The sequence below is a fragment of the Robinsoniella sp. RHS genome, assembly GCF_001029355.1.
In the GTDB taxonomy this organism is placed as follows: Bacteria; Bacillota; Clostridia; order Lachnospirales; family Lachnospiraceae; genus Robinsoniella; species Robinsoniella peoriensis.
In genome coordinates, this window is the sequence record NZ_JNGB01000019.1 from 16,832 (window position 1) to 31,841 (window position 15,010).

Consider the following 15,010-nt stretch of genomic DNA (forward strand, 5'->3'; position numbering starts at 1 on the left):
TCTGATTTAAATATATCATATAAAAATGGAAAAATATACTACCAATATTATTGCCTGGTTTTATCAGATTTAAAAAGGGTATGATAAAGGTGCATTTTATAAGAAATCCTAAAGAATAAACGTTGAAAATATATCCCGGATCGACTATAATGAAATCTAATATATCTGAATTTTTTTTATATATTATAGACAGGATTAAATGGTTCAACAAACAGACCACTGTTATACGCACAACTGTATGGGAAAATATAAAATTTACAGAAAAATACTTTCAGATAAGGAACGGGATGAAATGCTACATAAAATGATAAAAGTAAATGCAAATATAATTTCAAAGGCAATAACTGTCATTATTATATTGATTATAATAGTATACTACACAATAACAATTTACAACTCCAATATTATGAATAAACAAATGGTCACTGTTAGTGAACATCCGTATACAGTTGTCGTTGCAATAGGTGATGTCAAAGCAAACTTGATGTTATTGCGTGCATTGCCGGAGAGATTGACATACTCCCAGTCTCAGGAGATCGTTGAGGGGATAAGAGCATATTATGACACCATCAACCAGTCTATGACGGAGAAGATAGACTTATTGCTTGAACGTTACCTTGCCGATAAAGAAAGTGTCCCTGCCATGCAATCTACCTATCTTCAGCTAATTGAAGCCCAGACAAAGCTCTTATCAATAGCAGAAGGCGAGGATAGTAATGCAGAAGATATTTCGGCATATTATACGAAGGAAATAATACCCAAACTGGACAAGCTGGATGAGCTGTCTGAAACCATCACGAAAGGTGCTGGAAATAAACTAAAAGAATATTCTTCTCTGGTAACCCGTTCCAAGAATACCATGTTGGTAATGGCTAGTATTCTCAGTAGTGCTATGCTGATAGCAATTATTTTTTATATGTACATTTTACGGCTGAAATACAAAGCCGAGGAAGAAATGCGTGACATTAGGGCAGAACTTGAAGTAGAACAACGTGCCAATTCTGCAAAATCACAATTTTTATTTAATATGTCACATGATATTCGCACCCCTATGAATGCCATCATCGGTCTTACTGCCATAGCTGCTATGGATATTAATAAGCAGGACAAAGTAAAGGCATGTCTTACTAAAATAACTACTTCTTCAAAACAGCTGCTGGGTCTCATCAATGATGTTTTAGATATGAGCAGGATCGAGAGCGGAAAGGTTTCATTGAATGATGAAGATTTTGTGCTGCCGGAACTAATTGATGACTTCATAAGCATTACACAACTGCAAACAGCTGACAAAGGATTAAAAATGGAGATCAATGTCAGTGATCTGACCCATGAACGAGTAACAGGTGATGCAGTACAAATCAGGCGTATATTGTCAAATATCTTTGGCAATGCCCTGAAGTTTACACCCGCTGGAGGAGAAATCTGGTTAACCATACGTGAGCTGCCACCCACGACAAAAGGATATGGAACTTATCAGTTTATTATGCGTGATACTGGTATTGGCATGACGGAAGATTTTATAAAAAAACTGTTTCTGCCTTTTGAACGAGCTGAAACATCCACCAAAAGCAAGGTGGAGGGAACTGGTCTGGGAATGGCTATTACAAAAAATATCGTGGATATGATGAGTGGGCAAATCAAGGTTGAAAGTGAGGTAAACAAAGGTACAACATTTACGGTAACTCTTCCAATAAAGCTGCAAAACTGTGAGGAAGAACTTTGTGATTTCAGTCAATTATATGATTTGCGTTCTCTAGTTGTTGATGATGATCCCATCGCCTGTGAGAGTACTGCTAGAATGATAGAGGAAATCGGCATGCGCAGTGAATGGGTGCTCACGGGAAGCGAGGCTGTGAAAAAGGTAAAAATAGCGCATGAATCCGTCCAGGATTATCACGTAGTTATTGTAGACTGGCAGATGCCAGGTATGGATGGTGTACAAACCACTCGCCAGATACGGGAAATTGTTGGTGAGGAACTGCCGATAATTGTTCTGACGGCGTATGACTGGGCTGATATTGCTGAAGAGGCTCAATCTGCTGGTGTGAATGCATTTTTATCAAAACCGGTGTTCAAATCCAGGCTGTACCATGTTATGAGCGATCTGACAAAAGAGGAAAAGAAAGATTTATCGATCGATGCTGAAAATTTAGAAAGTATGCAACACTTTTCAGGTCGTGTTCTTCTGGTAGAGGATAATGAGATTAATATGGAAATAGCGGAAGAGTTTATTAGATACTTTGGAGTTGATATAGAAAAAGTCTGGAATGGATTAGAGGCGGTGGAACGAATTAAAGCGGTTGCGCCGGATTATTATGACCTTGTGTTTATGGATATCCAGATGCCGCATATGGATGGTTATGAAGCCACCCAGGAAATCCGAAAATTTGAAAAGGAGCAAGGTGACACTCATCTGCCGATTGTTGCGATGTCTGCAAATGCTTTTATAGAAGAAATTAATAAAGGCTATGCCTGTGGAATGGATAGTTATATCACCAAACCTGTGGAACTTGTAACGCTTTATAGCGTTTTGAAAAAGTATCTTTAAGCTGCAATTCAATAGTAATTTCACGCTTAAGACAAGCAGTGGAAAAAGCGCATATTGTAATATAAGAGCTGAATAAGATTTATGGATAGAGGCGTACATTTGTATGTCTCTATTTTATTGAAAAGATTTATCTACGGTAAAAGTGGATAATATTACCGACTAGACGAGAATAGCTGCCAGTTAGTCAATAAGCGCCAAATAATAATGCGGTTAAATTTAAAATTACCCCAGCCCTTTGCGAGTTGGAGTAATTTATTCAGTTGCCTTATAGTATCTTTGTATTCCATGATCAAAGAATCTTTTGCATTGTTCGCCACTGTTTTCTACTCCTTTTCTGATATGCTTATTATATCATAAAAAGCATATCAGAAAAACTAAAAAGCCCAGTATTTTCAAGGCTTTGTTTGTATTGTTCTTCTGCTGAAATTCTTGCTGCACTCATATGCAAGCCTCCATAATCATCATGTAGTGAAATGCTTGCATCTATCATTTTTATCAATATAAAATAGAGTAAAACGCTTACATTTACTAGCAATAATTATGAAACAACTTTTAGGAGTTGACAATCCGTCGATTTATTTTGCACTTACAGATGAACAAGCGCAATACTCATACAATGTTAATGCAGAAGAAAAGAGAAGAAACATTACCTCAGCTCTATGATAATCGATTGAGGATATTATAACACTAATTACTGATTAATATTGCGTACATGTGAATAGAATGAAGATAGAACAGTAGGGGCGTACATATATATACTTGTATGTCTCTATTTTTGCTTATCTACCAATTAATCAAGAATTCATACCAGTTAGTCAATCATACATGAAAAAATGCTAAAAATATGATATAATAATTTTGTATTATTGTAAGATATTACATGAGAGAGAGGAAAAAGGTATGAGAAGAAGAAAACAAGTTCTATTGACAGCAGTGGTAGTTATGTTAATAATGGCAGTGTTACCGCTGAATGCTATGGCAAAAAGTAAAATTATTCCTAATGATAATACGGGTATCCCTGATCGAGTATTATATCAAAAGATTTTGCAAGAGCTTGGCAAAAGTAGCACTAAAACATTTACAGAAAAAGAGGCAGCTAGAATTACTCGTTTAGAAGCAGATGGCGATGATGATAATATTGAGTCAACAAAAATAAAATCTTTGAAAGGGATAGAGAAACTTAAAAATCTAACCTATTTGAATGTGTCATTTAATCGTTTGCGAAGCATAAAACATATAAAAAAATTACAAAACCTAAAATATTTAGATGTTGCTGTTAACCAACTAACTACTCTTTCTGGAATAGAAAGGTTGTATCAGCTTGAATCACTGGATGTATCTGATAATAAACTGACAAATTTTTCAGGAGTTGAAAATTTAAAAAATTTGACTTCTATAAGCGCATGGGATAATCAGATTAAAAATATAGATGCAATTAAAAATCTGGTAAATCTGGAGAATATAGTATTAAATGGAAATAGATTAAAAAGGCTTGACGCAATAAAAAATTTAAAAAGATTAACTTCAATTTATGCGACTGGAAACAGATTAAGTCGCTTACCTAATCTTAATAAGTATACTGAATTAGGCGTCGTAGAATTTAAGTGGAATTGTTTAAGTGAAAAAGAATTAAATGAAAAATTACCACAAAGTTGGAGGCGAATTGATGACTGGTATAAAAGTACAGTCAAACTTCAAAACATTAAAAGAACTATAAAACTTATACAGCCTGTAGCATTTGATAAGATTAATAAAAATATTAAAAAAATTAGTGGTTTGGCAAACAAAAATTCAACGGTATCACTTAGAGATCAAAACGGTAAAAAAATTATTTCTGTGAAATCAGATAGTAAGGGTAAATTTATATTTAGAAATCTAAATTTAGAAAAATGGGCAGGTATGACATTGTCTTTACAGTCATATGTTATGGATAAGTTTTACGGAGAAAAGAACATATTGAAAGAAGTTAAATTTACAGTTCATAATTAAGAGAAAAATAGGGGCGGGTATCAATCGTCCCTATTATAGTTTTCATTTGACTATTTTTATCATGAGTTTTTTATACGTCTCCTGAATTTCTTCTTCAGTCGGTTCTGGACAGTCTGTTTTTTCAATTATTTTCTCATATTCATCAGCTTCACGATACAAAGTTTCTTTTATTAAAATGTCTATTTCGTCATGTTTATCATTGTCAAAGTCCATATTTTGCATTATCAAACCCCTCCAAAATTAATTATAATACAGAATTGAGAGATGGTGAGAGGGAATTAATGAGAAAATTTGTTATAAAAAAAGGAGAACCACAAAAGCTGCTCTCCTTTTCAGCTAAAACGTATGTGATCGTCAAACAAACATAATAATTTAATCTTCCACATCAAATTCGGTAAACGTATGATACCATTTTGATTCTCCATCTACAAGATAATTAAATATGATTCTATAGTGACCAGAATTTATTTCAAAACTTTTTAGAAATAATGAGAGGTTTTTAATTGATTCACCATTGAACCAAATGCTAGTTTCTAAATATTGTGAATTATCTACTAGCGGAACATTGTACCATGTATTATTTATTGATATATTTAACTCAAAAGCATTATCACATGATTTTATAATAACTTCATCATCTTGATCTACTAATTCTACTGAAATATACGAAGTAGAAGAAGTTATTATTTCAGTTTTAATTTCAGCTACCAAATAATCTGTAAAATAATCTTCTGGATAATTGATGACTTCTAGGTTATCTTTAGTCATTTCATCATTCGTTGTTATTATATCTGTTTGGTCATTTAAACTTTTATTATTTTCGCTGTTGCTATTTACACATCCACCAATCATTAATATAACAAAAGTCAAAATAGCGAAAAATATTCTGGAACTTATCATAGAAAACTTCTTACCCAATTCACCATATAACTGGTTAACCGGAATCCTTCATTGCGATTTGAATATGTGCTACTTGGTCTTGAGTGGATGCCAATAACGTATTGATTATCATCTCTGTATATAGGAGCACCACTTTGTCCCGATGTAGTGTCCATATTATATGTTAATACTTTTGTAATACATGCAGTTATTTTACCCTCTTTGTTATACATGTTAGCAGACAAAGCATTGTTTGTAACAAATTCCCCTGGAAAACCCGGTACATGAACTACTGTTCCTTTATAGTATTCTTTGCCAGGTGTACTCTCGAGACCATACCACCCTGAATAGTCGCCTATATTTGTATCTAAACGTAAAATTGCATAGTCGTTCTTAGTTTGTCCTTCTAAATTCCAGGTTCCTTCAGTATAAACATTAGTAACGTTTGCCATACCATATGGGTTGGATAGTCCGTTCTTGCCAGGAAATAACCTCATACTTATAACTTTGCCACCCCGTTTAGTTTGGTACCCGCAATGCCCAGATGTAACAGCAGTTCGAGGTCCAACCATAAAAGCAGTCCCGAATTCTCTAGACCCATCTGGCCATATAAATACTGCAAAACATGTTGCGCTAAAAGGCCAAACTTCAGGATGTTTAATTTTATGCCTATTATCGTTCCCATTTACTAATATTCTAGAGTAAGCTGAATTACCTTTAAATGGTGGTGTCGTAAAATTCATTCCATACGGCGTTGACGTACTAATTTCAAATTCTGTTTCTTCCCCTGTAATAAGATTATTATCAATAACCTTAATTTTTGAATCATCAGTTGTTGTATCTCCTTTTGCTAAGACGTTTAGTGTACAGAATAAAAAGACTAACATACATGACAACAAAATACTACACTTTTTTAATAATTTCATACTTTTCTCCCTTCTTGACATATTTACGAGTTAATTATTTATTCTCCTTTCTTTTTTGTGTTAATATATGAATTATTTTACCATATGACAGAAAATAGTTCAATGCATAGATTGTAGACTGTTAAAATATTTTAAAGAAAAGTTTGCATGATAAAATCAAAAAGTATAATAAGTTAACTTTTGTTTGCTTATTACACTTTTTCACCAAGCGTAACAGTATCAATACCACCTGTGCCTACTCTATACATAGCCTTAAATTTAAATTGATTGCGCTTGCCTTTAAAGTTATAAAGATATCCAGAAGAAGTAACGGTTTCAATAACTTTTAGAGTTTCTTCTCGTTTCATATTCCTCCCTTGGTTTATCGATAGTGCTATAATCGCGAGGGAAAACAAATGTGCAATTTTGTATATTGGAGATGGATTCGATAAAGCTACGAATATCTTGAAGGAAAATAATCTTATATTGTAATATCTGTCTATAGCGAATAAAATAACTATTATTAAAAATTGGTTTGGATTTCCGAGTGAGTGTAGAAGAGAACCAGATGCACCCAGCGAGCCAAAAAAAGACCCCCTCGAAAGTTTTAACCACTCCCTCATCTATCATCATATATCACAGGACATAGGAGCACCTGACAGTGCTCCTTTCCTTTATGAATTAAGCAATACAGCAGTTTCATTCTTAACACTTGTGCTTCCGTAGTACTGGCGGATATCATCAATACTCAATTTCTTACGGCTTTTCTTCCTGAAAGTTTCCGTGTGAAAGTACCATTTCTTTTTCTCAGATGCCCATTTAAAACCGATACTTCCCAGATATTTTCTATGTGGGTATGTCAGACCATCGTAAGGGCTGATCCTGAGTTATCATCTGAGTTAAGACTGCATGATTTACGTGCAAGCTGTATTTCTCTTTTGGTAGAGGATAATAATAGTATCAAGGATATTCAAGACTGGGTTGGTCAAAAAGACATTGAAACAACTTTGAAGTTTATGCAAGGGTGAAGAAAAATAAGAAGTTTGTCATTTCAGATGCGCTTGTCGAAAAGTTCGATCTAAATCCCAAGAGTTAGAACAGTGTTAGAACAGTCCTTCAAAAAACAAAAAACACTAACTCTCATATCCCAGAAAGTCAGTGTTTGTACGGGTTTTCATCATCGGAGTGACAAGATTTGAACTTGCGACCTCTCGGCCCCCAGCCGAGCGCGCTACCAAGCTACGCCACACTCCGTTGATGCATATTATAGCAATAAAACAAGAAAAAAGCAAGTTTTATTGTGCATATTTTTTAGAACAATTTTAATATAATCACAATACTTTAAATAGTCATTTAAAAAACCCCTAAGTGCTCTAAAAGAATCTTCGTTCCCATGAGAATTAGTATTATTCCTCCGGCGAGTTCTGCTTTTGATTTATATCGTGCGCCAAAGATATTTCCGATTTTAACACCGATAAAGGAACATGCAAATGTTACAATACCGATAAAGGAGACAGCAGGAATGATATCTACACTTAAGAAAGCAAAGGTAACTCCTATAGCAAGAGCATCAATGCTGGTAGCAACGGCAAGTACCAGCATAGATTTCATATCCAGGGAGTCATTACAGCACTCCTGCTCTTTGCTCAAAGCTTCCCGTATCATATTAATCCCGATGATTCCCAGTAGTATAAAAGCAATCCAATGGTCTATACTGGTTATGTATTCTTTGAACTGCACACCCAGGAAATACCCAATCAGCGGCATACCTGCCTGGAATATTCCAAAGTAGAGCCCTACAATACAACATTTCTTAAATGTACTTTTGGGCATGGATAACCCCTTACAGATGGATACAGCAAATGCATCCATAGAAAGCCCTACTGCTAAAATCAATAATTCTGCTAAATTCATATCTTTCCTCCTGCGGTATGTTTATGTATCTTAAAAACGATGCCAGTTGCTGTACTACTTATAATAGTAATTTTAAAACACGCTCTGGGACAAAAGAAAAGACCTATCCGCAGATGGAATCTCTGCAGATAAGTCTCGTTATTTAAAGCAGAACCAGATAATTACTTATCAGTATGTTGACCCTGCTACACATGCGTGCTAACTACTCCCTTATGCTGGCGTTAACGTTTGTTTTGAATAGTATATAATAATTTTTATCATTTGGCAAGTGAAATATAAATTAGTTAGATGTCAAACTTTATAAAAAGTTTAGAATTTTTTTGTTGAATTAGAAAATAACGGGTGATAATATATTCGTTAGATGTCTAACTAAAAAACGAGACTTCAAACGATGCACAGATAGGGGTGAATAAGATGGACATGGATTTGTGTGCAAAGGTTAAATTCAGTGAATGGGCGATACAAAGATATGAGTTTCGATATCTTCGCCATGAACTGGACAATGAAAAGCTTTATAAAGGGGATCCCAGGCTCCTGATGTTTATTTCCCAGACAGAGGGATGCAGCCAGACTCAGATAGCTAAGAACCTTTGCATAAAACCGGCTACGCTGACTGTGATGATTAAGAGAATGGAAGCGGCAGGGCTGATCAGCCGGAAATCAGATGATAAGGATATGAGAACCCAGAGGGTTTACATAACCCAACGTGGAAAAGAGACAGCTACACGTACCAGGGATGTTTTTAAAAAAGCGATTGAAGAAATTTATGACGGCTTGACGGAACTGGAATTGGCTGAATATTTACGTATTATGGAAAAAATACAAAAAAATCTTGTGAAATTGACGGACAGTATTCCAAAAGAAGCCTTCGATTTTGAATTACCGCGTTAAAATGAAATGCTTAAGTAGTAATGAGAGGAGATATTATGTTTAAAATTTTTAAGTATCTAAAGAAATCAGCCGGGATAATACTGGTAATTGTCCTGTTGCTGTTCCTTCAGGCTTATTGTGATTTGTCATTGCCTGATTATACTTCGAAGATTGTAAATGTAGGCATTCAGCAAAATGGTATTGAGGATGCCGTAGCAGAAACAATCCGCGGGGAAACCATGGATAAACTGTTTATCTTTATGGATGAGGATACCCAGAATCTGGTGAAAGAGAATTATACACTGGAAAATGATATGTGGTCCCTGAAGAAAGTAGATAAAGAAACCAGAGATAAGTTAAACACGGAATTTGGAAAGCCCATGCTGATGGTATATGGTCTGACTTCTGATTCGGATCAGACAAAAGCGATTCTGGCACAAATGAAACTGCCGGAGGGCACAGATCCATTTACCGTATTTGCCCAGATGCCAAAAGAGCAGATGGATAAAGTGATGGAAGGCATGAGTGAAAAGCTGGATAAGATGCCGGAATCCATAATCACCCAGTCGTCTATTAATTTTGTAAAAAGTGAGTATCAGGCCCAGGGGATTGACATGGACGGAATGCAGACAAATTATATTTTAAAGTCTGGTCTGGTGATGCTGGCATTTGCACTGACAATTATGATTGCAGCCGTTCTGGTTACATTCCTGTCATGCCGGGTAGCAGCGTCCTTAAGCCGGGATCTGCGTGAAAAAGTGTTTGAGAAAGTGATTTCCTTTTCCAATGCGGAATTCGATAAGTTTTCCACGGCTTCCCTGATTACAAGAAGTACCAATGATATTCAGCAGGTACAGATGCTGATGACAATGCTTTTCCGTATTGTCCTCTATGCTCCGATCCTGGGTATTGGAGGCGTAATTCACGCACTGGGTACGAATAAATCAATGGCATGGATTATTGCCGTGGCTGTAGGAGCGATTCTGGTTGTAGTATCCATTCTTTTCAGCGTTGCCATGCCGAAATTCCAGGCGCTGCAGAAATTAATTGACCGCCTGAACCTGGTATCCAGGGAAATACTCCAGGGTGTTCCGGTTATTCGTGCATTCAGTACAGAGAAGCATGAGGAACAGCGTTTTGAAACAGCCAATCATGAACTGATGAAAACGAATCTTTTTGTAAACCGGTGTATGACATTCATGATGCCTCTTATGATGTTTATCATGAACGGGATTACCGTATTGATTGTGTGGAAAGGTGCGGCCGGAATTGACAATGGAAATATGCAGGTTGGAGATCTGATGGCATTTATACAATATACCATGATGATTATTATGTCCTTCCTGATGCTTACCATGCTTTCCATTATGCTGCCAAGGGCAAGTGTATCCGCAACACGTATTAATGAAGTGCTGGAGACAGAAGTGATCCTTCATGATCCAAAAGACCCGAAAAGTGCAGACAGAAGCAAAAAGGGTATCGTAGAATTTAAAAATGTATCATTTACCTATCCGGAAGCGGAGGAAGGTGTACTTTCTAATCTGAACTTTACGGCAAAACCGGGTGAAACCACAGCGATTATCGGAAGTACCGGATGCGGTAAATCTACCCTGGTGAATCTGATTCCAAGATTCTTCGATGTGACACAGGGACAGATTCTGGTAGATGGTGTGGATGTCCGTGAACTGAGCCAGCGTGAGCTGCATGATAAAATCGGATATGTACCTCAAAAGGGTGTTCTGTTCTCGGGAACCATTGCTACGAACCTGCGCTACGGTAAAGAGGATGCAACAGATGAAGAAGTGGCAAAAGCGGCTCAAATAGCACAGGCATATGACTTTATTCAGGAAAAAGATGAGAAGTTTGATTCGCCGATTGCCCAGGGAGGAACGAATGTATCCGGTGGACAGAAGCAGAGGCTTTCTATCGCCAGAGCAATCGCAAAAGAACCTGAGATTTATATCTTTGACGATAGTTTCTCCGCGCTGGATTATAAAACGGATGTTGCCCTTAGAGGTGCGCTGAAAAATGAAACGAAGGATGCCACAACGATTATTGTAGCACAGCGTATCAGCACCATACTCCATGCAGAGCAGATTATTGTGTTGGATGAAGGAAAAGTAGCAGGAATAGGAACGCATCAGGAATTACTGAAAAACTGCGATGTATATTATCAGATTGCAGCATCACAATTGTCAAAGGAGGAATTGTCCAATGAGTAATGAGAAACATAGCAGGCCTGGCAGACCTATGGGGCCGGGCGGACATATGGTTCCGGGTGAGAAAGCAAAAGACTTTAAAGGTACGATGAAAAAGCTCATAGGTTATATGGGACGATATAAATTCCGGTTTTTGATTATGATGGTATTCGCAATTGCCAGTACAACATTTGCAATCATCGGACCGACTATTTTAGGTAATGCAACGACAGAAATTTTTAATGGCTTAATGGGAAAAATCAATGGTACCGGCGGTATTAATTTTGATAAAATCGGTGAGATTCTCCTGACACTGCTGGGATTATATGTGATGAGTGCCTGCCTCTCCTTTATACAGGGATTCATTATGTCCGGAATATCAAATGATGTATCTTATAATTTAAGAAAAGATATATCCCATAAGATTAACCGTATGCCAATGAAGTATTTCGAAAGCAGAACTACAGGAGAGATTCTTTCCAGAATTACCAATGATGTGGACACTTTGGGACAGAGCTTAAATCAGAGTGTTACGCAGCTGATTACTTCGGTGACCATGTTGATTGGTGTATTCATCATGATGCTTCGCATCAACATCATTATGACGATTTGTGCACTTTTAATACTCCCGATCTCAATGCTGATTATCAGCAGAGTTATGAAGTTTTCACAGAAATTCTTCCAGCAGCAGCAGAAATACCTGGGAGATGTAAACGGACAGGTGGAAGAAGTATACAGCGGTCATAATATTGTAAAAGTATTTAACAAAGAACATGCGGTAGTAACAGAGTTTAAAGAAACAAATCAGAAATTATATGAATCTGCATGGAAATCCCAGTTCTTTTCCGGAATGATGATGCCTATTATGCAGTTTGTAGGAAATCTGGGGTATGTTATGGTTGCACTTCTCGGCGGATTTTTGGTAATCAAGGGAAGTATTGAAGTAGGCCAGATACAGTCCTTCTTCCAGTATATTCGTAACTTCACCCAGCCGATCCAGCAGATCGCCCAGGTAACTAATATGCTGCAGGCTACGGCAGCAGCTTCAGAACGAGTATTTGAATTCCTGGAGGAAGAGGAAGAAGACCAGAAGGTTGAAAATCCGGTTCATATTGATCACTTACAGGGAAATGTAGAATTTGAACATGTAAGCTTCGGCTATAATCCGGAGCATATAACAATTCATGACTTCTCAGCGCATATTAATGAGGGTCAGAAAATCGCAATTGTTGGACCGACAGGCGCAGGAAAGACCACAATGATCAAGCTTCTGATGCGTTTTTATGATGTCAATACAGGATCCATTAAGGTAGATGGCCATGATCTTCGGAATTTCAACAGAAGTGAACTCCGTGAAATGTTCGGTATGGTATTACAGGATACCTGGCTGTACAATGGAACGATCATGGAAAATATCCGTTACGGACGTCTGGGAGCTACCGACGAGGAAGTTATTGCTGCTTCCAAAGCGGCACATGCCCATAACTTTATTAAGACTCTGCCCGGTGGGTATAACATGGTGTTAAATGAAGAGACCAGTAATATATCTCAGGGGCAGAAGCAGCTGCTGACAATTGCCAGAGCGATTCTTGCTGATCCCAAGATCTTAATCCTGGATGAGGCAACCAGTTCCGTTGATACAAGAACGGAAGTCCGTATCCAGAAAGCAATGGATTATCTGATGAAGGGACGTACCAGTTTTGTAATTGCCCACAGATTATCTACGATTCGTGATGCAGACCTGATACTGTTTATGAAAGACGGTAATATTGTAGAACAGGGTAACCACGATGAGTTAATGAGTAAGAACGGATTCTATGCGGATCTGTACAACAGCCAGTTTATAAAAACTGCATAATTGCATAAAAAACCCCGCCGAAGCGTTAATGCTTTGGCGGGGTTTTTAAACATGATAAAATAAAATGGTTTGTTTCATCTGCCCATTTACCAAATACAAAATGATTGGCTCCAGGTATGATTTTCAACTGTGCTTTTGGCAGAGAATGTGCGATCAGCTTCGTGTGGCTCTCTTTGATCATATCGTGCTGTCCGGCAATTACCAGGGCGGGAACAGTGATCTTTGCAAGCATTTCCGGGTGTATACGGGGTTCCTTCACCATAAGGCCTAATATGGAAGCATTATGTAATGCTTTTTTGTCAAATTTAGCAATAAAAGAACACAGATAATAGCCAATCATAATTGGAAACTGATAGGTAAATTTTACGCCGGAGGGGGACAGATTGGCTCCGGCAAGAACCAGAAAGTCTATTTTAAATGTAGAGTTTAAGGCAATTTCAAGTGCTGCATTTGCGCCATCGCTGAATCCAATCAGTGCTGCATGGGTAACTCCCAGTTTCTGGAGCAGCATAACTGCGTCTTTGGCAATTTGCTTCAGAGTAATCGCTGTATTAGATACCATAGACCGACCGTGTCCCCGGCTGTCCATCGTAATTACTCTGTAGTCTTTGGAAAATACTTCTAACTGACGCTGAAAGCAGGTCCAGTCTTCGCCATTCCCGTGAATGAACAATATAGTATTCTCATTTTCACTATCGCCATAAATGCGGTAGTAGATTTCGGCATCATGAATATTCAGATAGCCGTCTTTTAACGCTTCGATGATAATCACTCCTGTTCTGTATTGATAATCTCATTATAAGTGATATTTAGAAAAAAGCAATTGGAAAATGAAAGGAATTCTAAAAAAACAATTGTTCTGTTTTTTGAAAGGCAGTATAATAATCAAATACAGAAAAAAGCCTGCAGATTATACGATTTGCATGCGGATTGGAGTTCATATGGAATACATACCGGCAAAAACCATTGTTACCAGAACAAAGAGCGCAGATTCCTGGTTTGGAATCGATTATAATATGAATATTTATAAAGGATGCTGTCACGGGTGCATTTACTGCGACAGCCGCTCCGAGTGTTACCGCATTGATGATTTTGACCGGGTGAGGGCGAAAGAAAATGCTTTGCAGATTATCCGGGATGATTTGCGAAGAAAAGTAAAAACAGGAGTAGTAGGAACAGGTGCCATGAGTGATCCCTACAATCCTTTTGAAAAAAATCTGATGCTTACCCGACATGCTTTAGAACTTGTTGACGCTTTTGGTTTTGGTGCTGCAATTGCGACAAAAAGCCCCCTTATCACAAGAGACATAGATATTCTGGAAGAAATAAAGGAACATTCACCGGTTTTGTGCAAGATTACCGTAACTACGGCAGATGATGAATTATGTAAGAAAATAGAACCCGGGGTGGCGCCTTCATCCAGCCGTTTTGAAGCCCTGAGAGAATTGTCCTCACATGGTATCTTTGCGGGTATTTTGCTGATGCCGGTGCTGCCTTTTTTAGAGGACAGTGAAGAAAATATACTGCGTATCGTGCAGCTGACAGCAGAAATGGGCGGTAAATTTATCTATCCTGCCTTTGGTGTGACTCTGCGCCTGAATCAAAGAGAATGGTATTTTGAAAAGTTAGATGAATTATTTCCTGGTGAAAAACTGGTGGAAAAATATATCAGGCGATTTGGTAATTATTATGAATGCAGAAGTCCCAGGGCGAAAAAATTATGGGGAATATTTGCAAATGAATGCGAAAAGTTTGGAATACGTTATAAAATGCAGGATATTATTTACGGTTATCAGAAGAACTATCAGATTACCCAATTGAGCTTGTTTGATTTATAAAAGAGGGAGAG

The 15,010-nt window shown here is 37.3% G+C and carries 12 protein-coding genes and 1 tRNA gene; 6 read left to right on the forward strand and 7 right to left on the reverse strand.

Going from position 1 to position 15,010, the window contains the following annotated elements; genetic code table 11:
• Positions 1-238 precede the first annotated feature (238 nt).
• The gene (locus tag RHS_RS10480) at positions 239-2,548 is read left to right on the forward strand and encodes a response regulator (protein ID WP_081820269.1); all 2,310 of its coding nucleotides are present in this window, start codon (positions 239-241) and stop codon (positions 2,546-2,548) included.
• 900 nt (positions 2,549-3,448) lie between these two features.
• The gene (locus tag RHS_RS10485; RefSeq protein WP_047833144.1) at positions 3,449-4,537 is read left to right on the forward strand and encodes a leucine-rich repeat domain-containing protein; all 1,089 of its coding nucleotides are present in this window, start codon (positions 3,449-3,451) and stop codon (positions 4,535-4,537) included.
• 42 nt (positions 4,538-4,579) lie between these two features.
• Here the strand turns inward: RHS_RS10485 and RHS_RS10490 are convergent, their stop codons facing one another.
• From RHS_RS10490 to RHS_RS10510, 6 genes are all read right to left on the reverse strand, one after another.
• Positions 4,580-4,759: a hypothetical protein gene (locus RHS_RS10490; protein WP_047833145.1), complete on the reverse strand. Its 180-nt coding sequence runs from the start codon at positions 4,757-4,759 to the stop codon at positions 4,580-4,582.
• A gap of 150 nt (positions 4,760-4,909) precedes the next feature.
• Positions 4,910-5,437, reverse strand: coding sequence for a hypothetical protein (locus RHS_RS10495; protein WP_044295047.1), 528 nt, complete (start codon positions 5,435-5,437; stop codon positions 4,910-4,912).
• Positions 5,434-6,342 carry a serine protease gene (locus RHS_RS10500; protein ID WP_044295049.1) on the reverse strand — a complete coding sequence of 303 codons (909 nt, stop codon included), beginning with the start codon at positions 6,340-6,342 and terminating at the stop codon, positions 5,434-5,436. The genes RHS_RS10495 and RHS_RS10500 overlap by 4 nt, the downstream gene beginning before the upstream one ends.
• A gap of 191 nt (positions 6,343-6,533) precedes the next feature.
• On the reverse strand, positions 6,534-6,689 hold the full coding sequence (locus RHS_RS30765; protein ID WP_394910210.1) for a hypothetical protein: 156 nt from the start codon (positions 6,687-6,689) through the stop codon (positions 6,534-6,536).
• Between the two features lie 812 nt (positions 6,690-7,501).
• Positions 7,502-7,575, reverse strand: a tRNA-Pro gene (locus RHS_RS10505).
• A 99-nt stretch (positions 7,576-7,674) separates the two neighbouring features.
• Complete coding sequence (locus RHS_RS10510; protein ID WP_027294612.1) at positions 7,675-8,235, reverse strand: manganese efflux pump MntP family protein; 561 nt, start codon at positions 8,233-8,235, stop codon at positions 7,675-7,677.
• 414 nt (positions 8,236-8,649) lie between these two features.
• Between RHS_RS10510 and RHS_RS10515 the strand changes: the two genes are divergently transcribed.
• The 3 genes from RHS_RS10515 to RHS_RS10525 are packed head-to-tail and all read left to right on the forward strand — an operon-like array spanning position 8,650 to position 13,161.
• Positions 8,650-9,126, forward strand: a complete 477-nt coding sequence (locus tag RHS_RS10515) for a MarR family winged helix-turn-helix transcriptional regulator (RefSeq protein ID WP_052377840.1) — start codon at positions 8,650-8,652, stop codon at positions 9,124-9,126.
• A 35-nt stretch (positions 9,127-9,161) separates the two neighbouring features.
• Positions 9,162-11,327, forward strand: coding sequence for an ABC transporter ATP-binding protein (locus RHS_RS10520; protein ID WP_047833146.1), 2,166 nt, complete (start codon positions 9,162-9,164; stop codon positions 11,325-11,327).
• Positions 11,320-13,161 carry an ABC transporter transmembrane domain-containing protein gene (locus RHS_RS10525; RefSeq protein ID WP_047833147.1) on the forward strand — a complete coding sequence of 614 codons (1,842 nt, stop codon included), beginning with the start codon at positions 11,320-11,322 and terminating at the stop codon, positions 13,159-13,161. The genes RHS_RS10520 and RHS_RS10525 overlap by 8 nt, the downstream gene beginning before the upstream one ends.
• A gap of 25 nt (positions 13,162-13,186) precedes the next feature.
• On the opposite strand, the gene RHS_RS10530 is transcribed toward RHS_RS10525, so the two are convergent.
• Entirely contained in the window at positions 13,187-13,933 is a 747-nt protein-coding gene (locus tag RHS_RS10530) for an alpha/beta fold hydrolase (protein WP_052377839.1), read from the reverse strand.
• Between the two features lie 169 nt (positions 13,934-14,102).
• Here RHS_RS10530 and RHS_RS10535 point away from each other — a divergent pair, with 169 nt between their 5' ends.
• Positions 14,103-14,999, forward strand: a complete 897-nt coding sequence (locus RHS_RS10535; protein ID WP_027294609.1) for a radical SAM protein — start codon at positions 14,103-14,105, stop codon at positions 14,997-14,999.
• The last annotated feature ends 11 nt before the right edge of the window (positions 15,000-15,010 follow it).